This window comes from Bremerella sp. JC817 (genome assembly GCF_040718835.1).
Classification (GTDB): Bacteria; Planctomycetota; Planctomycetia; order Pirellulales; family Pirellulaceae; genus Bremerella.
Genome location: NZ_JBFEFG010000274.1, coordinates 160,999 through 183,793 on the forward strand (window position 1 = coordinate 160,999; position 22,795 = coordinate 183,793).

General features: G+C 57.0%; 20 protein-coding genes. 9 read left to right on the forward strand and 11 right to left on the reverse strand.

Features of this window, described 5'->3' with window-relative positions; all coding sequences use genetic code 11:
• Window positions 1-86: 86 nt before the first annotated feature.
• On the forward strand, window positions 87-539 hold the full coding sequence (locus AB1L30_RS14790; RefSeq protein ID WP_367014205.1) for a hypothetical protein: 453 nt from the start codon (window positions 87-89) through the stop codon (window positions 537-539).
• A gap of 7 nt (window positions 540-546) precedes the next feature.
• Here AB1L30_RS14790 and AB1L30_RS14795 read toward each other — a convergent pair whose 3' ends face one another.
• On the reverse strand, window positions 547-1,773 hold the full coding sequence (locus AB1L30_RS14795) for an endonuclease/exonuclease/phosphatase family protein (protein ID WP_367014206.1): 1,227 nt from the start codon (window positions 1,771-1,773) through the stop codon (window positions 547-549).
• Window positions 1,774-1,944: 171 nt separating this feature from the next.
• Between AB1L30_RS14795 and AB1L30_RS14800 the strand changes: the two genes are divergently transcribed.
• The gene (locus AB1L30_RS14800) at window positions 1,945-3,030 is read left to right on the forward strand and encodes a dienelactone hydrolase family protein (protein ID WP_367014207.1); all 1,086 of its coding nucleotides are present in this window, start codon (window positions 1,945-1,947) and stop codon (window positions 3,028-3,030) included.
• Window positions 3,031-3,122: 92 nt separating this feature from the next.
• Entirely contained in the window at window positions 3,123-3,968 is an 846-nt protein-coding gene (locus AB1L30_RS14805; protein ID WP_367014208.1) for an alpha/beta hydrolase, read from the forward strand.
• Here the strand turns inward: AB1L30_RS14805 and AB1L30_RS14810 are convergent, their stop codons facing one another.
• The 3 genes from AB1L30_RS14810 to AB1L30_RS14820 form a co-directional block, all read right to left on the reverse strand.
• A complete protein-coding gene (locus AB1L30_RS14810; RefSeq protein ID WP_367014209.1) occupies window positions 3,969-5,234 on the reverse strand; it encodes a glycoside hydrolase family 71/99-like protein in 1,266 nt (421 codons plus the stop codon).
• A gap of 45 nt (window positions 5,235-5,279) precedes the next feature.
• The gene (locus AB1L30_RS14815; protein ID WP_367014210.1) at window positions 5,280-6,794 is read right to left on the reverse strand and encodes a di-heme oxidoredictase family protein; all 1,515 of its coding nucleotides are present in this window, start codon (window positions 6,792-6,794) and stop codon (window positions 5,280-5,282) included.
• A gap of 151 nt (window positions 6,795-6,945) precedes the next feature.
• Window positions 6,946-8,427 carry a di-heme oxidoredictase family protein gene (locus AB1L30_RS14820; protein ID WP_367014211.1) on the reverse strand — a complete coding sequence of 494 codons (1,482 nt, stop codon included), beginning with the start codon at window positions 8,425-8,427 and terminating at the stop codon, window positions 6,946-6,948.
• A gap of 217 nt (window positions 8,428-8,644) precedes the next feature.
• Between AB1L30_RS14820 and AB1L30_RS14825 the strand changes: the two genes are divergently transcribed.
• From AB1L30_RS14825 to AB1L30_RS14835, 3 genes are all read left to right on the forward strand, one after another.
• Window positions 8,645-9,061 carry a methionine-R-sulfoxide reductase gene (locus tag AB1L30_RS14825; protein ID WP_345086001.1) on the forward strand — a complete coding sequence of 139 codons (417 nt, stop codon included), beginning with the start codon at window positions 8,645-8,647 and terminating at the stop codon, window positions 9,059-9,061.
• A gap of 19 nt (window positions 9,062-9,080) precedes the next feature.
• Window positions 9,081-9,707: an SGNH/GDSL hydrolase family protein gene (locus AB1L30_RS14830; RefSeq protein WP_367014212.1), complete on the forward strand. Its 627-nt coding sequence runs from the start codon at window positions 9,081-9,083 to the stop codon at window positions 9,705-9,707.
• Between the two features lie 120 nt (window positions 9,708-9,827).
• Window positions 9,828-10,721, forward strand: coding sequence for a LysR family transcriptional regulator (locus AB1L30_RS14835; RefSeq protein ID WP_367014213.1), 894 nt, complete (start codon window positions 9,828-9,830; stop codon window positions 10,719-10,721).
• Here AB1L30_RS14835 and AB1L30_RS14840 read toward each other — a convergent pair.
• Both AB1L30_RS14840 and AB1L30_RS14845 read right to left on the reverse strand, forming a co-directional pair.
• Window positions 10,718-11,215: an MgtC/SapB family protein gene (locus AB1L30_RS14840; protein WP_367014214.1), complete on the reverse strand. Its 498-nt coding sequence runs from the start codon at window positions 11,213-11,215 to the stop codon at window positions 10,718-10,720. The genes AB1L30_RS14835 and AB1L30_RS14840 overlap by 4 nt on opposite strands.
• Window positions 11,216-11,383: 168 nt before the next feature.
• A complete protein-coding gene (locus tag AB1L30_RS14845) occupies window positions 11,384-12,463 on the reverse strand; it encodes a PDZ domain-containing protein (RefSeq protein ID WP_367014215.1) in 1,080 nt (359 codons plus the stop codon).
• A gap of 164 nt (window positions 12,464-12,627) precedes the next feature.
• Here AB1L30_RS14845 and AB1L30_RS14850 point away from each other — a divergent pair, with 164 nt between their 5' ends.
• Both AB1L30_RS14850 and AB1L30_RS14855 read left to right on the forward strand, forming a co-directional pair.
• A complete protein-coding gene (locus tag AB1L30_RS14850) occupies window positions 12,628-13,572 on the forward strand; it encodes a GNAT family N-acetyltransferase (RefSeq protein WP_367014216.1) in 945 nt (314 codons plus the stop codon).
• A gap of 446 nt (window positions 13,573-14,018) precedes the next feature.
• Window positions 14,019-15,431: a DnaA/Hda family protein gene (locus AB1L30_RS14855; RefSeq protein WP_367014217.1), complete on the forward strand. Its 1,413-nt coding sequence runs from the start codon at window positions 14,019-14,021 to the stop codon at window positions 15,429-15,431.
• Between the two features lie 256 nt (window positions 15,432-15,687).
• Here the strand turns inward: AB1L30_RS14855 and AB1L30_RS14860 are convergent, their stop codons facing one another.
• Window positions 15,688-16,452, reverse strand: coding sequence for a DUF6690 family protein (locus AB1L30_RS14860; RefSeq protein WP_367014218.1), 765 nt, complete (start codon window positions 16,450-16,452; stop codon window positions 15,688-15,690).
• A 123-nt stretch (window positions 16,453-16,575) separates the two neighbouring features.
• On the opposite strand from AB1L30_RS14860, the gene AB1L30_RS14865 reads away from it, so the two are divergent.
• Window positions 16,576-17,778 (forward strand): class I SAM-dependent methyltransferase, encoded by a 1,203-nt coding sequence (locus AB1L30_RS14865; protein ID WP_367014219.1) that lies wholly within the window; start codon window positions 16,576-16,578, stop codon window positions 17,776-17,778.
• Between the two features lie 57 nt (window positions 17,779-17,835).
• Here AB1L30_RS14865 and AB1L30_RS14870 read toward each other — a convergent pair whose 3' ends face one another.
• The 4 genes from AB1L30_RS14870 to AB1L30_RS14885 form a co-directional block, all read right to left on the reverse strand.
• Entirely contained in the window at window positions 17,836-18,858 is a 1,023-nt protein-coding gene (locus AB1L30_RS14870) for a hypothetical protein (protein ID WP_367014220.1), read from the reverse strand.
• Window positions 18,859-18,930: 72 nt separating this feature from the next.
• Window positions 18,931-19,815, reverse strand: coding sequence for an NAD(+)/NADH kinase (locus tag AB1L30_RS14875; protein ID WP_367014221.1), 885 nt, complete (start codon window positions 19,813-19,815; stop codon window positions 18,931-18,933).
• Window positions 19,816-19,958: 143 nt separating this feature from the next.
• A complete protein-coding gene (gene dxs / locus AB1L30_RS14880) occupies window positions 19,959-21,863 on the reverse strand; it encodes a 1-deoxy-D-xylulose-5-phosphate synthase (RefSeq protein WP_367014222.1) in 1,905 nt (634 codons plus the stop codon).
• 5 nt (window positions 21,864-21,868) lie between these two features.
• A complete protein-coding gene (locus AB1L30_RS14885) occupies window positions 21,869-22,765 on the reverse strand; it encodes a polyprenyl synthetase family protein (protein ID WP_367014223.1) in 897 nt (298 codons plus the stop codon).
• Between the last annotated feature and the right edge of the window lie 30 nt (window positions 22,766-22,795).

Here is a 22,795-nt window from a genome sequence, read left to right on the forward strand (position 1 = left end):
TTAGTGCAGTTGTAGCACTCGTTTCAGAAATTCATACTACCGAGGCCGGCAGTTCCACCCCCAGAGAAGCTTGACGTTAGAAAAAGATGAACCGTGCCACCCCGCCGATCGCAAAATACCAAACATCTTTGAAGGCTCTATTGCTGATAACGACGGTCTTGGCAACTGTCTGTGCTTGGTATCGCCATGACCCTTTTGAGCGATCTGTTGAAGCGGTTCTGAGCCATGGGGGCGGGGTTTCTTACAGCGATCAGACGATTTATGTGAGCTTTGGGCCTTGTATGCCGAGCGGGGCTGCCGAGTCGTGGATAAATCGAAATCCAGGTGATGTCGCTGTTGGGGATCTCCACGAGATTCATGACGAATTGAAAATACTCGCAACTTCCTGCAAGACGTTCAAAATAGAGTTTTCAGACGTGGCTCAGGCAAATGGAGTGAAGCAATACTTAGATTGCACCCTTACCCAAGAAAGAACCGTGAACCTGGTTGAGCGACAGCCGGGTTGGCAGATCTTGGTGGTGCGGAAAGACGAACCCTGATGCCGTTTTATTTGTTCGGATCCGCATCGATGTTTCGCTGCTGGGCGTCTTGTTCCCCTTCCTTCACGATCTCTTGAGCTTCCACTTCATCGAAGGAATCGGCTGTTTCAGGCACGGCATTGCCGGTGACATGAAATTCTGCCAGCACCGCGAAATGATCGGAGCCGGGGAGTCTTACCCGTTGAAACTGACCGACCGTAGATCCTTGAGAGAGGAACACGTGATCGATGGGGTAACGAAACGGCGGGTAGTCGGCGTGAAACGTGGTCAGCAGCGCGCGTCCCACACGGGGATCCCCCAGTCCGCTTAAGCGTTTGAAGAGAAGGGTGGTGTGGGACCAGGCCACATCGTTGAAGTCTCCCGTAACCAACCAAGCCGTATCCGGATTGGCTTGAACTTCTTTCGCGACCAGAACAAGTTCGGCATCTCGCACGCGACTGTCGCGGCGTCCCCCTGGCGTCTCATCCTTCAGCCCTGGCGGGGTCGGGTGCACGCCCGCCACTTCGATGGTTTTGCCATCAGACAGCTCAAGAGTCGCAAAGATCGATGGCCTCCGCTCCGTGACCAGGTACTTTACCTGTTCCCGTTGAATTGGCAACTTACTCCACAACGCCAAACCGAGTCCCTCGTCGCGGATGACTTCCACCCGGTGCGGATATGCCTGACGAAGCGAATCGAGTTTGGTTTGCCACTCTTGATTGACTTCAATCAAAAGCAGCAGGTCTGGATCATGCTGCTCGATTACCTGCGACACTTCGTCGAATTGGGTGTTGCTGAATTTGACGTTCGCCACCATCAGCCGAAGATTTTCTTGCTCCGTTGCATTTGCCAACTCTTGCGGCCAAAGCGGTGTGAATGGGAGCACATGGGCTGCCTGCCAACAAGCCACGGCCAGAATGCCACCGCCAAGCACCCAGTGCTCTCGCCGGAAACCGCAAGTTCCCCAGGCATAAGCAACGGTTGCCAAAGTGGGTATCAGCAGCAAAACCAATAACTGAACCCGAGGGAAATCACATAACCGAACGACCCAGTAACCCGTGTTTACTAAAGGTGCCAGCGACACGAGAACCAAAACGGCAAGGGTCAACCTTGCCAGCCAGGAGAGTGCCGAGTTGAAAGGAGTGGGTAAATTCGACACGCAACAAATTTTGCCTATAAGAATGCAGCCGGGATGAACCGGCGGGTGTGGCACTACTGCCCTCAGCAGTGTGACGTGAAATGACAGCCGATTCACTATTCTCCTTGCAAACCATATGCCGTTGCAAGCTGGCTGGTTCGCTCCCGCGGAATGGCAGCGCAAGAACTCGAATCGGATTGCATCGAAGTCAGCGGACATCTACATTTGATGTGCACGTGACATCATGCATAAAACCAGCCTGTTTACCTCCCGCTAGTCGACTCGCCCATGACTTTCTTGCCTCGCTCTGCCGCCATCCTTATCTTTTCGCTGCTGCTCACCTCGCTGGCCCTGGCAGCCGAAGTTTCGTGGCTGGAAGACGTGACGACGCCTCCGGCAGATGTCCCTCAGGTAGGATCAAACACGCTATCCGGAATCGAATCGCTGGCCGACTGGCAGAAGGAACGCGAAGCGATCGCTCAGCGCTGGAGCGAGTTCCTTGGGGCGTATCACTTTGCCGACCTTCCGCTGGAGGTCGAAACGCTGAAAGAAGAACGCCTGGAAAATTGTACGCGGCGGTTGATTCGGTATCAGGCAGAACCCGGTCGACGGGTGCGTGCCTATCTACTGCTGCCACACGATAGTGGCGATGCGAAGTTGCCCGCGATCGTGGCTCTGCATGGGACGAGTCCGCAGACGTTCGACAAGCTGGTCGGCCTAGCGGCGGAACCGGAGCGGCACATGGGACTGCGTCTGGCAATGCAGGGATTTGTGGTGATCTGCCCTGAGAATTACCTGTGGGAGCAGAAGTCGTACGTCGTCTCCACCACCGCCGCGCTGAAGTCCCATCCTGGCAGTAAGGGGATGGCCGTGATGTTGGCCGATGCGAAGCGAGCGGTCGATCTGCTTGCCACGCTGCCCAACGTCGATACCCACAGGATCGGTGCCTACGGGCACTCACTTGGTGCCAAGGAAGCGTTTTACCTGGCGGCGATGGACGATCGCATCGTTGCGGCGGTTGCTAGTGAAGGGGGGATCGAAATTGGTTTCAGCAACTGGGACGCGATCTGGTATCTCGGCCCTGATGTGAAGCGAGCCGACTTCGCTCTCAGCCATCACCAGTTGGTCCAGCGGATCGCCGGTCGCCCCTTCCTGATTCTTGGGGGCGAAACGGGCAAGGGATGTGCCGACGGCAAACGAAGCTGGCCTGCGTTGATCTCAGGACAGCAGGTTGCCCGGAAGTTCTATGGCGAACCAACGCGGATTGGCATGCTAAACCACGGGCAAGGGCATTCGCTTTCGTGGGAATCGGGACAACGCGTGATCGAGTGGCTCGTCGCCTACGTAAAGGATCGCCCGCAGGTATCGCCTTAACCGTTCCGCAGGGCGATTGTTGGCATCCCGCCGATGGATGGGCTACGATAATTGGCGACAAACCCACCATCCCCTCCGTCGAGATCCGACACATGCCACATCTTCGCCTCGCATTTACGCTGCTGTTCCTTCTTTCTGCTTCGCCGCTGTTGTCGGCCACCAAACCGGTTGGCGAGCCCACGGTTTATAAGACGGTCGATGGCAAGCCGCTGACGCTTTACGTCACCAAGCCTGCCGATTGGAAGAAATCGGACACACGTCCTGCCGTGGTGTTCTTTCATGGTGGCGGCTGGGTCGGCGGTGCCCCTGGGCAATTCACCGAACATAGTAAGCACCTGGCGAAAGAAGGACTGGTTTGCGTTCAGGTGCAGTATCGCCTGCTCGATCGCGACAACAACGATCCACCGACCATCTGCGTTGAAGATGCTTTAGACGCGATGCGTTGGGTTCGTTCGCACGCCAGCGAGCTAGGGATCGATCCCAATCGCATCGCCAGTGCGGGCGGTTCGGCAGGGGGTCACCTGGCGGCTTACCTGGGTACCGTCACGCAGAAGGAAGAAGGCGTTTCGACCAAGCCGAACGCGATGATCTTGTTCAACCCGGTCTACAACAACGGCAAGGGTGGTTGGGGTGCTGGCCGCGTCAAAGATCGCGTCGCGGAGTTCTCGCCGGCCCACAACATCAGCCAGGACGACCCACCCCACATCGTGTTTCTCGGTTCGCAAGACAAGCTGATCCCGGTCTCGACTGCGGAAGACTTTCAAAAGAAGTCGCAGTCGGCCGGCGTCACCAGCGAACTGCGAATCTATGAAGGGCAAGGGCACGGATTCTTCAATCACGGCCGTGACAAGAATCGTTGGTACAACGAAACCGTCAGCGAGATGGACAAGTTCCTCACCTCGCTGGGCTGGATCGACTCGAGCAAGTCGTCCAAGTAGCTAACGCTGCGGCGTGATTGTGATTTGCTCCGAGATCGGCACTTCGCCTCGGAGCATGCGGCCACCTTCGCCAGCCAATCGCAGGTACCAGTCGCTCGGCAAACCATCGTACGTGGCGTAGCTTCCTTGGGTCGGCGGATCGTTGGTCACTTTGAAGATCGCGGTCGCTTCGTCGACTTCGTCGAACATTGCTACGTAGACCATCCCTGTCTTCAGCTTCGCAGCAGCAACCCACTGCTCCCAGAAGAAGTCTCCGCGACGCCGCTCGATGGTGTCGCGTTGGGCTACGGGACCTTTCAAATTCGTCCAGGCAAACCCAGGATAGATCACCGGCAACAACCGGACACCTGCTTCGGTAGCAGCGACTTGATCTCCTTTCCAGATGTTGGTGTTGGCGATCTTCTCACCGCCACGCATCTCGATGTTGCCCACATTCCAGGGGCTGATCACATCGAGCTTCCGATAGGCGGCGGCCCACTGTGGATCGCGATCGCGTCGCCACTGCGGCGGGACGCCTCCGATGACGGTCGCCCGGTAGGGACCTTCTTCATGGAAGAAGTCGATCAACTGGTGGGCGAGCTTCGCATCGAAGCGGTCGGAATAAAGTCCCCACAGAAAGACCACCGGCAAACCGTCGTGATCGAGGTAGCGTTCGTCACGCGTCACCTTGCGCCGATCACACAACTCTCGCCAGTCCTCAGTCAGCCGGTCGTAGATTCGCTCGGTTGGATAGCCTGACAGATCGTAGCAAATACCAAAGGCTCGGCCGGAGTCCTTCGCCGCGACACGAACGTTTTCGAGCACTTTCTCAAACGAAGGATCGCGCAGGTTCACCAGAAAACGCTGCACGAAAGCGCCATCGATTCCATACTGCTGCATCCACTGGAAATGCCGCTGAATCGTTTCCTTGTTGACGCTGCTATACAGATAAGCAGGCGTTCCCCCGACATGCGAGAAACCAGGAACCGCGTACTTTTCGGTCGAGCTGAACTCGGACAGGTCTGGCCACATCTCGAACGTGAGCGACTGCGGCGTGATCGTGGAACGACGACTCCAATGGAGCCAACCACGCTCGGTGCCGTCGCCAGGACAACGAAACCAGCCCTGGTAACCGGTCATCACTTTGCCCTCCAGCGTGGTGGCATCGGTAACCGGTTTTGGCTGGGCGTGAAGGGGCGATTCCAGAAGAAGGCTGACCCCTGCTGCCAGCAGCAGGGTCAGCCAGAAAGTTCGACGATGGGGCAGGGAGGTTGCCCGAGATTGCATAACCAGTCCTCGGCAGATTCTAAAAGGGCGTTTGGGCCCCGTCTTCTATCGCGAGGCCACTGACTCCATTGTACCCTCGCTGGTCGAGGAAATCTTGTCAGCATCCGCGTCGGTTACTGGGCGTTCGGCGACTCGATCAGGGACCATTTCCGCCGACTCTGGAGCTTTCAGCGATTTCAGGAAGCTGATCACGCTGAACTGTTCTTCTTCATTCAGCCGCATGAAGGTCGCGGTCGCTCCGCGTGCTTCGCCGTTGTGCATTTCGATGGCGGCACGAATCGACTCGGCACGTCCGTCGTGAAGATAAGGTGCCGAATCGGCGACGCCCCAGAGTGGCGGAGTGCGATACTCGCGGTATTCCTTGCGATCTTCTTTGATCGCCACGCTGTACTTCTCGACGATGACCTGGGGAGGATTGTACTCCGAACCATAGTAGGTCGGCATCTCGAACCGGTCTTCAATGCTGACCACTTGCACCGGAATACGCTGGGCAGGGATTGGATCTTCAAACTCAGGGCCCATGTCATGCAGCAGGAAGTCGGAGAAGACACCCTTCAATGCGCCAACGTCTTCGACATGGCACGAAGCGCAGCCGATCGATTCGAACAGCAGATGTCCCTGGGTCACGCGGCTGCGGGCGTTCGGATCTTCCGGAAGGACTTGTGCCGGACGAGGTAGTGCGGCGACGAAGTCAATCAACTGCTTCGTCTGATCAGCCGTCAGATCGACGCCTTCCAGTTGTTCGTTCGGTTTGGTTGGATCCGGCGACTGATACATCTGATCGACCTGCAAACCTACTTCGGCAGCACATGCTCCTTTCACGAACGCGCCGAGATCATTCAATTGACCTCGCCAGCCAAAACGACCGACCTTTCGCCCCGATATCCCCGTTTCGTTACTCGTAAGAAGTTGAGCCCGCGCGATCGCTTCGATGTCGGAATCGAGGACCTTGTCTGCGATCTCGCCGGCACCAAACAATTGCGGTGGGTTGCGTTCGGCCAGGGCGAACTGCAGGTCCTTCGTGTAGGTCACCAGTTTCAGCGGAAGGAACCCGAGGTCGCTGAGGTTGCGTTCTCGCAGCATGCGACGCATACGAGTTCGCGAATTGAACGTTTCTTCGAGCGGCTGAGTCACGCTGGCGTGGATTGCAGCGTACTCAGGGTTGGTACTGTAACGATGCAGCAGAACGCCGGTCGAAATGTTGCCATCGTTGTTGACGAACAGCGGATGCATCGTTCGCAGACGGTTACGAATGGAATCGATGTTGCGCGAGGTGAACTTGCCCGGCTCAGGGACGAAGGCGAGCATCTGGGCGTTGCTCTCGTTCGCACCACTTCCGCCGATGCCTCCTTGGGCGTGACAGGCGACGCAACTGTTCGCGTTGTAAACCGGTCCCAGGCCATCGCCATTGGGACTGAGGGTATCGTTCGGTTTCCATTGATGTGTGAAGAGCTCACGACCACGCTCGATCGATTCCGGATCGGAATCAAACTGAGCCCATACCGGGCTTGCCAGGCAACCGATGCCTAGCAATACGAGAAGAGATGGGAGACGAGACATTTCCATTCCCCTTGTTCCACGAAGCGACTTCCACCAGCAAATGCGGGTTCCTACCCACCTGTTTAAGGCAATGTCCCTTAGCTGGCAAACAATTTGCAAACACCTAGCCGCAAATTGCGCAATAGATTGTCTCCCAAAAAATCCTTACCACCTACCGCGACTGAACAGGCATCGTTGATGAGCGATTACTGACCTGAGTTTCGGTCTTCTGTGGTGGTGCTGGCTCTGCGGATAAAGGAGCCTTCAGCGTTTCGAGGAACTTCAGCAGCGCGAACTGCTGCTCCTCTTTCAGTAGCGAGAAGCGACGAAAAGAGGAGTACGCTTCGCCGCCATGCCACTCGATGGCAGCCCGTAACGTTGTCGCGCGACCATCATGCAGGTAAGGAGCCGAGTCGGCCACGCCCCAGAGCGGCGGCGTTTTGTATTCGCGATGTTGCTCTGGCTCGATCGCCAACTCGCGGACCAACTCGGTCGTGACTTTGCGGCGGACCATGCCATGGTACGAGGAAATCACATCCATGTTTTCTTGCAGGATGGTCTCCGTCTTGGGCTCGGCAGGGATCGGGTCTTCAAACTGCTGCCCCATGTCGTGCAGCAGGAAGTCGGAGTAAACCTCTTTCAGCGAACCAACGTCGGTCACATGGCACTCGGCACAACCCACTGCCGTAAAGAGATTCTGTCCTTCAATCGCCAACGCCTTGGCATCGTCGTCCGTCGGCATGACTCGCTCGGGGCGGGGCAGCTCGCGTACGTAGTTGACGAGTAGCGAAATCTGCTTCTCGTTTAGATCGGTTCCCTTCAGTTCATACTCAGGACGAAGCGGGTCGGCCGTCTGATGAAACTCGGGGACCTGCAAACCAATTTCGATCGCGCACGCACCTTTCACGAACAGATCGAGGCTCCGCATCTGCCCACGCCAACCAAACTTGCCGGCCATTCGACCGGAGACACCAGTACGGCTGAGCTTCTGTGTTTCGACCAATTGCTTCAAATCCGCCTCGCGAATCTGCTTGTCGATGTCGTCGATACCAAACAGTTGCGGTGGATTGCGCTCGGCGGTTGCGTACTGCAAACCTTGGTCAAAGATCACAAGATTTAACGGCAACGCATCGACCCCGCGGATGTCTCGCTTCCGCAGCATACGGCGGATACGGAGTCGCGTATTGAAATCGTTGGGAACTTCCGCCGTCACACGCTCGTGAATCGGAGCATAGTCGGGGTTCGTGCTTTTCCGATGCAGCAGCACGCCGAGCGAGAACTGGTCGTCTTTGTCGACGAAGTCAGGGTGCATTCCTTTCAAGTTCCCGAGAAACACCTTCAGGCCATCGTCCGAGAAGTCGCCTGTTTCTGGCAGAAAGGAGAGAAACTGGGCGTTGTGCGTGTTGTCGCCGGCGCCCCCAACACCACCTTGCGAATGGCATTCGACGCAGCTTCGACCGTTGAACAGTGGTCCCAGCCCGTCACCTTTCCGGCTAAGCTCGTCGTTCGGTTCCCATTGATGAAGAAACAGATCACGGCCATTGAACTGATCTGGCGATTTCTTTTCCAACTCGGCGGAACTGCCGGACGTGCTCCAGCTACCGATTCCAATGCAAGTACAAGCGATCGTCAGAATCAGTTTGGTTCGAAACATGCTGTATCCTCTGCTGGGTTCAAACCGCCTATCAGAACTCCTCAAGCTATCACCTGTTTAGGGAATCACAACAGCGATGGCAAACAGAATGTCAAATTGCCGATCCAAACGGGTCTTGGGGCAGGAAACCAGGCCGGTGGATTGTTGCCCGGCGGCGAACGCCTAGAATGAAACTGCCTGATAAGTTCGTCCCTTTCCCCAGCCAGGAGCCGCGATTATGTCGACCGAGTATAACTCGCTGAACGATGCCGAAGCGCACGTGATTCTTCGCAAAGGAACCGAACGTCCCTTCACCGGGGAATACACCGATCTGGCTGCCCCTGGCACGTTCATTTGCCGGCGCTGCAATCTGCCGCTTTATCAGTCCGACGATAAATTCCATAGCCATTGCGGCTGGCCTAGTTTCGACGACGATCTTCCTGAAGCGGTGCTTCGCGTACCAGATGCCGATGGGCGAAGAACTGAGATTGTTTGCGCAAACTGCGATGGTCACCTGGGCCATGTCTTCGAGGGGGAAGGATTTACTCCCAAAGATACGCGCCACTGTGTAAACTCTATTTCCATGCGGTTCATCCCGGAAGGTGAACCATTGCCGGAGGTGATTCGCCCCAACGGATCATCTTCCTCCTCCTAGGAAGTGAGCGTTTGCCATCATGCCAGGTCACGTTGCTCTGTTGGGCGATTCCATCTTTGACAACGCCGCCTATGTACCTGAAGGCAAATCGGTGATCGAGCTTCTCAAAGGCAAGCTACCGGCAGACTGCGATGCAACCTTGCGCGCTGTCGACGGAGCCCGGGCGTCGGATGTCTTTCATCAGTCCAACGCGATCCCCAAAACAACGACCCACTTGGTGATGAGTATCGGAGGGAACGATGCGTTGTGGGCATCGGGCGAGTTATTTACCGACGATCCTGCTCCGCTGGCGGAAGCGTTGCGACGCGTCGCGACCGCGGTCGATACGTTCGCTCAGGAATATCGCGAACTGATCCTGCATCTGCTTCTGAAGGAATTACCGCTGGCCGTTTGCACGATCTACGATTCCATTCCTGGGATGGGCGTTGCGGAGCGAGCCGGCCTGGGTGTCTACAACGATGTGATCACACGAACGGCCTTCCGCAACAATCTTCCGCTCATCGATCTGCGACTGATCTGTGATGACCCCGGCGATTATTCTCCCATCTCGCCGATCGAACCATCGGCCCAGGGGAGTGAGAAAATTGCCCAGGTCATCGCCGATGCCTTGATGCAAACGGGCAATTCTCGTCGAGTCTTCATCTGAATTCGGCCCGATCATCGCGATTTCAGCGATTCCGAGGGGTAGCCTTCGCAATGCATGCCATGCATAATCTACGCTTTATCTATGCATGCACTGCATCAGGCAGAGATTCAGGATCGCGGAATGGAAATCGAACAGTTGCATCAATTCCTGAAAGTGGCCGAGTTCGGCAACTTCACGCGGGCTTCGGAAGTCCTGGCCATTTCGCAGCCAGCCCTCAGCCGATCCATTGCCCGCCTGGAAGATGAACTGGGACAACCACTGTTCGAACGGCAAACCCGCAAGGTCACGCTGACCGATGCCGGGCAGTTGCTCCTTTCGCGGGCCCATCGAATCGTCGCCCTGGTCGAAGATACCAAGGCCGAGATTTCGGACGATGGCGAGAGTGGTCGAATTCGCTTGGGAGCCATTCCCACGATCGCTCCTTTCTACTTGCCAGAAATGCTGAGCCAATTCGCCGAGTCGTTCCCGAAAGCCCAACTCACCGTTCAAGAAGATACGACCGACAATTTGCTGCGTCGCTGCCAACAAGGAGAAATCGATCTGGCAATCCTGGCGTTGCCGATCTCGGCCAAGCACTTGGAAATCGAATCGCTGTTCGAGGAAGAGTTGCTGCTGGTCTTGCCGGTCGATCATCCGCTGGTCGAGAAGAAGCAGATCAAGCTGACCGATGTCGAACCCTATCCGTTCGTGTTGCTGGACGAAGCCCACTGTCTGTCGGATAACATCGTGACCTTCTGTCGTCATCGATCTTTCAACCCGATCTCGGTCGAACGGACCAGCCAACTGGCAACCGTCCAGGAACTGGTCTCGCTTAAGCATGGCGTCTCGATGATCCCCGCGATGGCGAAGAAACTGGACGCCAGCAAACGACGCGTTTATCGCTCGCTGCATGGCACCAAACCGACACGGCAGATTGCCATGATCTGGAATCCGTATCGATTCCAGTGCAAATTGCTCGATCGCTTCAAGCAGCACATCCGCGACTTCTCGAAGACGATGAACGCGAAGGACTAGTCCTGCCGGCCAGGCTGTGCATCGCGATCTTGGAAAGAATACCGTTCGACGAAGCCAATCGCGATCAACGTGACCAGCCCCAGACCGACCGCCATCACGGCCACGCCGTAGAAGCCCATTCCGCACGCCGAACCAGTCGCGGCCGAAACCCAGATCGTCGCCGCGGTTGTCAGTCCATGCACGTTTCCACGCGACTCGATAATGGAGCCAGCCCCAAGAAAGCCGACCCCTCCGATGATACCGGCAAGAATTCGAAACGGATCGATCCCCAGCCAATCGGGCGTCGTGCCTTGTAACGAGTTTTGATAGTCAAGTCCGATCACCATGAACGTAGCTGCCCCCAAAGCGACCAGCATATTCGTTCGCAGGCCAGCAGGTTTTGCTCTTCGCTCGCGGTCCCAGCCCAATACCGCCCCACACAGCGCGGCGAGCGCCAGTCGTAAGAACGAATCCCAGTTCAACGTTTGATTCGCCAGCAGTATCCAGTCGTCCATTTGGTTGTTGCTCCTTCTACGGTGGTTTTATCTTGGGGTAATGCTACCGCGAAAGGTATGTCAAGAGAAACGCTTGCCTCACAACGCTCCGCTTCGAAACGACAAGAGACGGAGCCTGTCGGGCTTCGTCTCTTGCGGAAATTAGCAACTAACACGAGGTCGATCGGTTTATAGATCGCGTCCCGCCTTGAGAGTCTGCATTTCTTCTCGCAGGGCTCGGATCTCTTGCTCCAATTCTCGCACGCGTCGACTGAGCGAATCAACTTGTTCCTGCGAGGCGAAGTTACCCCCTTCAACACTTCCAATCGCCTGCTGCAACATTCGGAGGGCAGGGCGGTCGTTGTCGGCCTGAGGTCCCGGCGACTGCGGCAGCTGGCGAGGATCGCCGTAGTAGACCTGAGTCGTTTCCATGCGATTGCCGAAGTAGTAGCTCACCGGAATCGCTCGGTTGTCTGGGGAATTGCGAACCAACTGAATCAACTCCACCGCATCGTCCACGCGACGTCCATCGTAAGCGACAATCACCGCGCCGGCAGGGATATTGGCTCGATCGGCCACGCCATCGCGGCTGACGCTTTCGACATAAGCTCCCCGTCGCACCGAGACGCCCGTCTGCTGACGGATTTGTTCCGTCAATGGAACGACACGAACACCAAGTACGCGCGGTGCTTCGTTGGCAGGTGGAGGTAACGTGTCGACCGGCGGAGGCATGGCGCCTTCGACACCGAGTGGATCGTAACCGCCGGGGCGCGCAGGACGCGCCGGTGGATCGCTCACTTCTACCTCTTGGCCGCCGAGCACCAGGTCCAGCCCAACGGTCTTCCCATCACGACCAACCTGCATGCGAACCTTGTCGCCTGGGTTCTTCGTTTGCATCCAGGTGCCAAGACTCTGCAGGTCGCTGTAAACCGCGCCGTCGATGGTCATGATCTGGTCACCTTGCTTCAGACCGGCTTTGTCGGCAGGACCTCCGGCGTTGACCTCGGTCACGACAATTCCATCTTTCCCATTGGGGAACGAACTGGACACCGCCGTGTCGAGCATCGCGCCGATGAACGGCTTCTCGACAGTGGCCGTGGCTGGCGTGGGCTGATCCGGAGGAAGCGGTGGTGGCAACGTGTTCGATTGAACGCGATCGATCAAGTTATTGAGTCGATCGAGGGCCCCTTGAGCCATTACCCATTGGGGCGTCACGATTAAAATTGCCGCTAAAGCAATCGACATTCTTATGGAATGCAGCAGTCGCATGATTTCCTCCCTCGCCTGATTCAACCCAGGCATGCTGTTCTTCGGCGAAATTACCTTGCCGCTCTCATTGTCCCGCATCCACTGCAAGAAGGAAAGTAAATCGCGGACATGGGTGCTGAAAATTCCCTGAAGACAAGTTCCAGGCTCGTTGCTACGCTAGAGATATGGATGCTGAACAAACCAACCATCTCGAAGTTGGCCTCGCCTTGCCCGAGCATTACGGCGCGGCCCTATGGATGGCAACCGGTGGTCGGACCAGGCTCGCCAGCCGTGGTCGTGTCACCGCGCTGCTGGCGGCGGAGAAGCAAGGCAAAATCCATTTCAACGGTCTTTATACTGCCAAACGTGGGAAACGGATCGTTGCTTCTTTGTGGTGTTTGAACCAGCCTGGAAGAATCGCCACGATTTGGGGCCCTGGGCGTCTTCCCAGCGAATCGGCATGCACCGTCGATACGCTGCTGCGAGAAGCGATCGAGAAGGCCACCGAGCAAGGTTGCCATTTGATTCAAAGCCTGGTCGGGGCCGACAATCCAGGTGCCGGTGAACTATTGTCGCGAGGCGGCTTCCGCCCGATCACGATCCTCGACACGCTTCAGGCCTACAGCGACGAGTTCTACGCGGAACCTCCTTCGCCAGAACTCGAGTGGACGGTATGCGAGGACCATCGAGATCCGTCGTTTGTCGATCGGGTCGAGCAAACCTACGTCGATAGCCTCGATTGCCCTGAACTGGACAGCCTGCGGGAAATCGAAGATGTACTGGACGGTTACTTCGCAACCAGCGGTCGGTCGACCGAGTATTGGTTCCAGCTTCACCATCGGGGGGTTCCGGCTGGCGTGTTGATCTTGGCTCACCACCAAGATGCCAATCAACTGGAATTGATCTACTTTGGCCTGGTCTCGGCGGTTCGCGGCCGTAAGCTGGGGGGTGAGGTATTACGATTAGTTATTGAAATCGCTCGCCAATTGGATTGCCAAAGCATCGTCACCGGAGCCGATCAGCGGAACCTACCCGCACTCTCTCTCTACCGCCGCTTCGGGTTTCATCAGGTCGATTCCAAGCAGCTCTATCTGTTGTCGCTACGCCGTGGCAGCATGGCGGTCGCGTGAACCATTCGAGGGGATCGGTTTACGTTCTCTTTCGCCAATCTTCACGAAGTATGACCAAACGTGTCAAACGTCAAATTCGACGGGTCCAAGTTCGCAACTCGAATGATTTCAACACGATACAACCATCGATGGCCAATGACTTGAGCGAGAATTCACAGGATTCGACAAATTATCCACGCCTGTGTTCAGATCGTGTTAGAAAATGGAAAGCCGCAGCTAGCGGCAAATTTCCGGGAAATCAGGGGCATTCCGCGAGGGCGATTTTCCCCCTTGGCTTTTTTTCTTCCAGGCTGCTTCTCACAGGTTTGACAGGGGTGCTAGCTTGCATACAATCGTCCTCCACGCGGCTGTTGATGCCGCCTGTTTTTGCCTCGCTCCCGTCTGGGGTTGAGGATCGACATTCCAGAAGGAATCTCGCATCTTCAACTCGCTGAAAGAGTCAGCCTGTGGTCACGGAAGACATCGAAATTCTACCTGCGTTGCGTCTCGCAATGATCGAAAGGGTAGGACAAGATCGCTTCGATCTTTGGTTCGGAACGAACAACACGCACTTTCGCTTGGGCGAAGGCTGTTTGTTGATCGAATCGACCAGTCGAGTGAATCTCGATTTCCTCCGTAAGAACTTTCACGAAGCAGTTCGCCAGGCTCTTTCCGACGTTCAACTCACTGGCCATCAGGTCATTTACCGCGAAGGTTCTGCCCCCGCCAAGAAGGCACAGAGTACTTCCACTCCGACTCCGGAGAAGAAGATGCGTGCCCAGGCCCCAGCAGCGAAACCATCTCGCACTTTCAGCGACAGTGGTCAGTCGATCATTCAACGTCGCCGCTTTGCTTCGCTGAAAGACTTTGTTGTCAGCGATTGCAACTCGATGGCCAAGACGGCTGCCACCATGGTGCTGCAGCAACCCGGCCAGATCTCGCCTCTCTATATTCATGGCCCCTCGGGTAGCGGCAAGACGCACCTGCTGGAAGGGATCTACGGACTTGCTCAGCAGAAGAAAGAGCTGGGACGCGTCGTTTATCTGTCGGCTGAACAATTCACGACTTACTTCCTGGAAGCCTTACAGTCCTCGGGCGTGGCCAGTTTCCGCCGCAAGTATCGCGACGTCGGTGTGCTGATTATCGACGACGTGCAGTTCTTTGCCGGCAAACGTGCGACGAAGACGGAACTGCTCCACACGCTCGATGCGATCACGCGTCGCGGTGGTCAGGTTATTCTGGCAGGGAACCAACGCCCAACCGAACTTTCGGCCCTCGGTACCGAACTGGTCGCACGTTTCTCGAGTGGTCTGATCTGCAAGGTCGATCCACTCGACGACCTTTGCAAACAAACCATGATTACTCGTCTGGCTGAAAAGCGTGGCGTTGCCTTGAGCGAACCAGTTGCTCTTTGGCTCACCCGTCAGCTCCCCGGCGAAGGTCGTTTAATCTCGGGTGCGATCAACCGCTTGTGGGCCTATTGTGCCGTGCAAGGAAACGAACTTTCGATCGCCGTGCTCGAAAACTTGTTGTCGGATCTCATTCCACAACAAAGCAGCATGATGCGATTGGACGATGTCGAAGCGGCCGTCTGTCGCGTCTTCGGCGTCGATACTAAGTTGCTCCGTTCGCAATCGAAATCACGTCGTGCGAGCAATCCTCGCATGCTGGCGATGTGGCTGGCTCGCAAGCACACCGGTGCCGCGCTGTCAGACATCTGCCAACACTTCCAGCGTCGCAGCCACAGCACCGTGATCTCGGCCGAGAAGAAGGTCAACAAGTGGTTGGCGGATGAATCGGTCGTCCAAATCGCGGATCGTTCGCTGAAAGCGAAGGAAGCGATCGAACTGGCTGAAGCAGAGCTGCGAATCGGTCGATAATTTAATTAGCAACGTAATCAAATCAGCAGGTCGCGTGAAACGCTCGACCGCTTTTTAGTCATACTGGGCCGTATGCTGTCCAGTTCGCACCGTGAGCCAATTCACTTCGTTGTGAATCGCTCACACGCGGCAAGATTGCGTGTCATACCCTCGGGTCCGTCGTTCATCACGAAGTCGCGGATATGGCACTCTCGAGCCGCTTCTTAAAGAAGGCTGGGACGTCGATTCTATTCCCAGTCAGCCAGCCAGATACCGCTTACTTGAAACCCCAGCGACCTGCGTTCTTGTCGCGGGTCACCAACTGAGTCATCTCAGGACTCAGCGTGTAGTAGCGGGAAGGACGATTGATTTCGAGATCGATCTTCAATCGTGAATGAGGCATGGCCTGGTTGATGACCGCGGTCGGTTCGACACGCAGCACACTGACCGGGTCGCCATTCCATTTGACCATGTACAACGTACCGGAGATCGAAGGTTCGAGTTCGAACTTGTAGTGCTCCGTCAGCATGGCAACCAGACGACGTTCGTCCCCGGTGGTGCCATGGAAGGTGATTCGCTGCAGCGTCTTCTCTTGATCGAAGTAATAGGTCAGCGAGCCAGCGATGTCGTCGATCCGCGAACCACTGACCAGCGGCACACGCATCCCTTCCAGATGCAAATCCCCGACCGTGGTACTGACGCGCGGCCAGGTTTCCATGACCCAGCGTGGATTAGCGTTGAAGTTGATCACATGGTCAAGTTGCTCGAAGACCGGCGCGGTCGGAGCGGGCCCCATTGACTTGCCACCGATCGATGACGAACCAGTGGCGAAAGAATTCGGCACACTTACCAGATTCTGCCCGGAAGGTTGGTTTTCTCCACCAATCGAAGCAGCCGGAGCGGCCTCACCGGTTGGCAAGACCTGAGTCGCCTTGTTCCAATAGGTCTGCACCGTTTCGCGCACGGAGGGATTGTAATAGCTATACGGCACGCCAAAGCTGGCGGCGGCTGCAGTCCAGAACATGATTGTGCGACGAAACACCTTGGACCTCCTTCCGTGCGATTGTCCATTCCTTACATCGAACCACCGCCGTGTGTGTCGTGAATGGGATGCCAGCACATCGCAAGACCCGAGCCGCCGCCAAGTTTTCCGCAGATCGAAGAAATGGAATCACCCGAACAGCCGGCATCTTCCGCCACATCGTCCTGGCTGGTCTCGTCCGAAGCCCGGCCTTGGTTTGACTGGCTTTCAACTGTCGATCGTCAGTCGCTGGGTACCCTGACAAAACTGCGGAACGAGCTTTCAAACGATCAGGCCAGTCAGCTCCTGCAACAGCTAGACCTGCGCGAGCGAGCGACGCGCAAGTTCTCTCAGGCACGGCAGATGTTCTTCACCGACATCGGGCTGCAGCAATCGACCGACGAGCAAATCGCCACCTACAAGGCGACTCGCTTTCCTGCCGGGCAGAAGGTGGCCGACCTCTGCTGTGGCATCGGCGGAGACTTGGTTGCGATCGCTCAGCGGTGCGAGGTGGTCGCGGTGGATGCCTCGGACGATCATCTTTGTTTTGCCGAAGCGAACGTTCGTGCCTATGGCGCAAAGCTTGCCGATCGCTACTGCGGCCTCGCGGAAGAGACTTCGCTTGCTGATTTCGCCGCGTGGCATATCGACCCAGACCGACGACCTGAGCAGACGCGCACCATTCGCCTCGATCAGTTTCGTCCCAGCCTCGAGCATCTCGAAGCGATGCTGCAGCAGAACCCGAACGCGGCTTTGAAGCTCGCTCCGGCCAATGCAATTCCTGCCGACTGGGAAGAGGCGGGGCAATGTGAATGGATTTCAAATCATCGCGAATGTAAACAGTTGATGGTCTGGCTGGGCAACCTCACCGATCGCCCCGGCACGCGGCGCGCGACTCGCATCGATGGCAACGGTCAGGCCACCTGTTTTGAAGATTCGCTGGTTGAACTCAAGCAGTCCGAGGCCGTCGACACTTATCTATTCGATCCCGATCCGGCCCTGGTCGCTTCGGGACTGGTCGATGCCTTGGCAGCCCGGCACGATCTGGCGCGGGTCTCGGCGCAGTCGCACTACCTAACCGGCGGACAGCCCTTCGATCATCCGCTGCTGCAACGGTTCGAGGTAATCACACAGGAAAAGATCGACAACAAGCGGCTGAAGAAGGCGGTCGCGACTGAGGACTGGGGTACGCTCGAGCTGAAACAACGCGGCCTCGAATTGAAGCTCGAGACCTGGCGAAAGCAACTCAAGCCTCGCGGCCAAGGGCAGGGGACCATCATCTTCACGCCGACCGTCGAAGGCAATCGAGCGATTCTTTGCCGGCGACCGGCAACGACTGGCGCATAGAAAAGCCGCCAAAGCTTGGGCCACGGCGGCTGATTGTTTTCAACGGATCGAACCAGCTTAGTCCAAATCAGGACCTTCGGTTGCTTCTTCGTCCTTCTCGACCGGCTTGGTCGCAGGATCGGCCAGGGTTGGAACCCCATCCAACCTGCGAGGAGCGGTTGGCTTGCTGGCGATCTTGGCCGGTTCCTGTGGCTCGGCAACCTTGGCAGGCTCGGCGACGGGCGTCGGAGCGGCTGGCATCGCAGCCACCTTGGCCGGAGGTCCTGGCAACAGTTCTTCGGTCATGCGACCGAGGTAGTTCATCACGCTCGTTTCGCCCTGGAAACCGATGATCGTTTCGTCGAGATCCAACTGCTGCGAAATCAGACGACCAGCAGCGATGTCGAACTTCACCTTGCCACGGGTCAACTTCTGAATCAATTCGACCTTCAGCATCGGATCGTCGATCGGAGTCAGAATCTGAGTTTCGGTCGAGATCGTGGCAACATTGCCGGTGACGCTTTCCAGGCGGAAGACCTGGCGTGTCTTGATATGCTTCTGCTTGCCATTGCCGGCCCGAACGGTCAGGTCGTCTGGCGAGTACCAGGCACTTCCCACGGCGATTGGTTCTTCTGGCAGGATTGGCAAAATCTGCGTTTCACCGCTGGGGGTTCCGCCAAGTTGCTTACGCTGAACCAGTCGGCCCTGCGGATCGACCGTGATACGGGCCAATGGAATCCCCACGCTCTGGGCGGCTGCCGCGTAAATCGCGGGTGGTTCCTGGTCGGTTTGGCTGTTGTAGCGTTGTTCCGGACGATCGGTCACCTTCTGCCACATGTCGATCGATTCGACCGAGTGAACGAACGTGGCCAGACCTTCCTTATCGACTCCTTCGACCTTCCACTGCTTGGTCGAGATGCTGCGTGACTGAGCGGTTTGCGTCGAACCCTTGATCTTCGTTTCGACCGTCGACAAGTGAACGATCTTCGAGCGAATCAAATCGCCTTCGTCGAACTTGTACTTGAGCAGAACCTTGGCATCGTCGGCCATGGCGACCGTAGAAGTGGCCAACAGCAGCGCGAGAGTCGCGAGTGTTTTCATCGGTTGCATCCTTGCAGTTTGGGTCATCTATCGAGGGGGTCTTCGCTTCGCGTCCGGGTTGCGAAGCCTATGTTAGCGGCCGTGGTCGATTTGGCCGCCCCAACCAAGCTTCTCGCGAAGCGTGCGGTAGTAATTATGGTCGTGCATCGCAACCAGTTTGAAGCGAGGCTTCGCCTGGTCGACGCAAACGCGATGTTCGGCTGTAATCGGGCTGAGCACTCTTCCGTCGACAACCACCGACATGGTTCGGGTCGCACCTCGCAAGTGCATCTCGAAACAGCGGTCACCGGTATCGACCACACTTCGCATGGTGAGCGTGTGTGGATTGATCGGACTAATGACGAATGCCCGCAGATCGGCCCGCACAATGGGACCGCCCGCCGACAGATTATGGGCCGTCGAACCGACCGGAGTGCTGATGATCAAGCCATCGCAGCTATATGATGTCGCTAACTGATCGTCGACGTAAAGATCAATCGAGCGGATTTGGAAGGGTGGACCGCCAAGAATCGCCATTTCGTTCAAACCGATTCGTTCAGCGATCACCTCTTCATCTTTCAGAACCCGGCATCGCAGCATCATATGCTCGATGATCTGACACTCGCCCCGGCAAATGGTGGCCAACTGATCGACAACCTGCTCCGGGGTAAACGCCGCCAGAAAGCCGAGCTTACCCATATTCACGCCAACGATCGGAATCTGTTGATTCCCCATGCTGCGGGCGGCTCCGAGAATCGAGCCATCGCCACCGAGAACAATCGCGAAGTCCGCTTCGACGTGCGAGAGATCGGTCTTCCATTGCAAGTCGGTATGGACAATTTCGGCGAACTGGGGAAGCAAGTGTTCCAGGCGTTCCGCTTCTTCCTCGACATGCGCGCGATTGCCAGCTCCGAGCAGCATGACGCGCGGCTTTTCTTTCCCGGTCCAACTCGGTTTCTTCGGAGAAGCTGGTTCCACGGTGGATCTTCGCGAGGATGAGGTAGGTTGTTGGTATGGTTCGGCTAAACGTCGAATCGCCGCGGCGAACGCGCAAGCCAGTATCCCCCTCATGCCAACCCTCTTCCTAAGCGGTCGAGGGCATCGGGCCGTGAACGGGGATTTTAGTGCGAGGAAGAAATCTGATCGTGGGCGGCTGCCAATTGGCGGCAGACCGAGGCAATACCCAGGGCATCGAGCTGAAGTTCCGCCAGGATCTCGGCCCGATCTCCATGTTGCACGAAGACGTCCGGAATTCCAAGTCGTTTCACGTGACTGGCGTTCACGCCGGCTTCGTTGGCAGCTTCCAACAAGGCACTGCCGAAGCCCGTCATCAAGGCACCTTCTTCGACAGTGACGACGAATGGCGTTTCGCTGACGATCGGAAGCATCGTCTCGGTATCGAGCGGCTTCACAAACCGAGCGTTCACCAGCGTGACGTCGATTCCATCTTTGGCGAGCAGTTCAACCGCCTTCTTCGCTTCGGCCAATTGTGGACCGTAGCAAATCACGGCGCCGTCGGAACCTCGTTTGAGGACCTCCGCTTTGCCCAGTTCAACCGGCTGACGATCGCGAGCGATGTTTTCAGCGTTGGTCTTGGGGTAACGGATCGCAGTCGGGTGATCGTGCTCGACGGCGAAGTTGACCATCGCGGTCAGTTCGTCGGCGTCGCCCGGAGCCATCACGACCATGTTCGGGAACATCCGCATGTAGCCGATGTCGTACATCCCATGATGCGTCGGCCCATCGGCCGCGGTGATCCCCGCGCGGTCCATCGTGAACACGACCGGCAGATCTTGCAGCGCGACTTCCTGGAAGATGTTGTCGAAACTTCGCTGCAGGAAGGTGCTGTAAATGTTGACGATTGGCCGCAGCCCCGCTTTGGCCTGGCCGGCGGCGAAAGCGACCGTGTGCGACTCGCAGATGCCGGTATCGAAGAACCGGTCCCCGAATTCGTCACGCAGCGGTTCCATCTTGGTTCCCTGGCACATGGCCGCGGTCAGGACGGTAACCTTCTCGTTCTTACGCATCACGTCCGCGATCGCATCGCGGGCGTAGTTGGTATAAGCCTTCGATTCGCCTGGCTTCGGTGCGTTTTCTTCGTCTTCGTCGGTCTTGCACATCGCCGGTGGCGTGTGATAGTAAACCGGATCTTCGGCGGCAGGATCGTAGCCATGCCCCTTTTCGGTCACCACGTGCAACAGGGTTGGCCCCTTCTGCGTCTTGACCATTTCCAGGTATTTCCGCAGCAGCGGAATGTTGTGACCGTCGATCGGGCCGATGTAGTTCACACCCAGCTCTTCGAACAGCATGCCGCCATGCAGACCAGCCTTCACGCCTTCCTTGAGCTGAGCCAGGAAGCGTTCGGTCGGGTCGCCAAACAGCGGAACCATGTTCAGCGCTTTAACGACTTCGGTCTTAAACCCGGTATAGAACGGATTCATCCGCAGGCGATCGAAGTAATCGGCCACGCCACCAACGCGTGGGCAGATCGACATCTTGTTGTCGTTCAAGATGATGATCAGGTTTCCCTTCTGCGCCTTGGCATTGTTCAAGGCCTCGAACACCATCCCGCTTGGGAACGCACCATCGCCGATCACCGCGACCGAGTGACGATCGTTTTCACCGCTCAGGTAGTCGCCGCTGGAAAGCCCCATCACGGTCGAGACGCTCGCTCCGGCGTGCCCCGTCATGAAGAGGTCGTATTCGCTCTCGTTCGGGTTGGGGTAGCCCATCAGGCCACCCTTGGTGCGCATCGTGTTGAACTGGTCGTAACGACCGGTGATTAACTTGTGCGGATAGATCTGATGGCCGGTGTCCCAGATCAGTCGATCCTGCTTGAAGTCGAACGTGCGGTGCAAGGCAATACAAAGCTCGACGACGCCCAGATTCGAGGCGAAGTGAGCCGTACGCGTCGCCACCAAATTGCATAAGACCTCGCGGATTTCGGTGGCCAACTGTTCCAGTTGGGCCGTGGAGAAATCGTTCAGGTCTTCCGGCGATTTGATTTTGGGGAGTAGTTCCGCCATGGCGATCAGTGATTCCTTTCCAGCACGTATTGGGCCAAGGAAATAAGGGAGTCGCCTCCACTAGGAAGCTTGGCCGCGGCATTACCTGCCTGCTGGATTAATTGTTCCGCCTTACGACGGCTTTCTTCAATCCCCCAAACCCCGGGAAACGTCATTTTGCCTTTGTCTGCATCTTTACCAACCCGCTTGCCCATCGACTTCTCGTCGCCTTGAACATCGAGCAGGTCGTCCGTGATCTGAAACGCCAGTCCGAGGCAATCGCCGTACTGCGTCAACAGATTCAGTTTCGCTTCGTCGGCGTGGGCCATGATGCCGCCCAGTCGTAACGAAACGGTAATCATCGCGCCGGTCTTCCGGCGGTGGATGGCTGCCAGATCGTCAGCGGTTCCCTCGAGCGTCTCGAACCGAAGGTCGTCGACCTGGCCACCAACCAATTGGCTGGCACCCGCCGCATAAGTTAGTTCGCGAAGACAGCGACGAGATTGTTCGGCATCGGCGATTTCGACCGCCAGGATCTCGAAGGCTCGGGTCAGCAGGGCATCGCCCGCCAAGATCGCCGTCGCTTCGTCGAACTGACGGTGGCATGTCGGTCGGCCGCGACGCAGGTCGTCGTCGTCCATTGCCGGCAAGTCGTCGTGAATCAGCGAGTAAGCGTGAATCATTTCGACGGCACATGCCGGGACGATCGCCGCACTGGCGTTTGAACCGCATGCTTCCGCGGCAAGCAACGCGAGGACCGGTCGCAGGCGTTTGCCAGGCGCGAGCAAGCTGTATCTAATCGCCTCGCGCAGAACCTCGGGGCAATCGTGGTCAAACTCGGTAAGACGGGTCAGTGCAGCGTCGATTTCGGGACGTAAACGTTCGGCAACTTCCCGAAAGGTGTCAGTCGACACTTCGGCCATGCTCAATCCTGGGTGATCGGGGGTATCTGG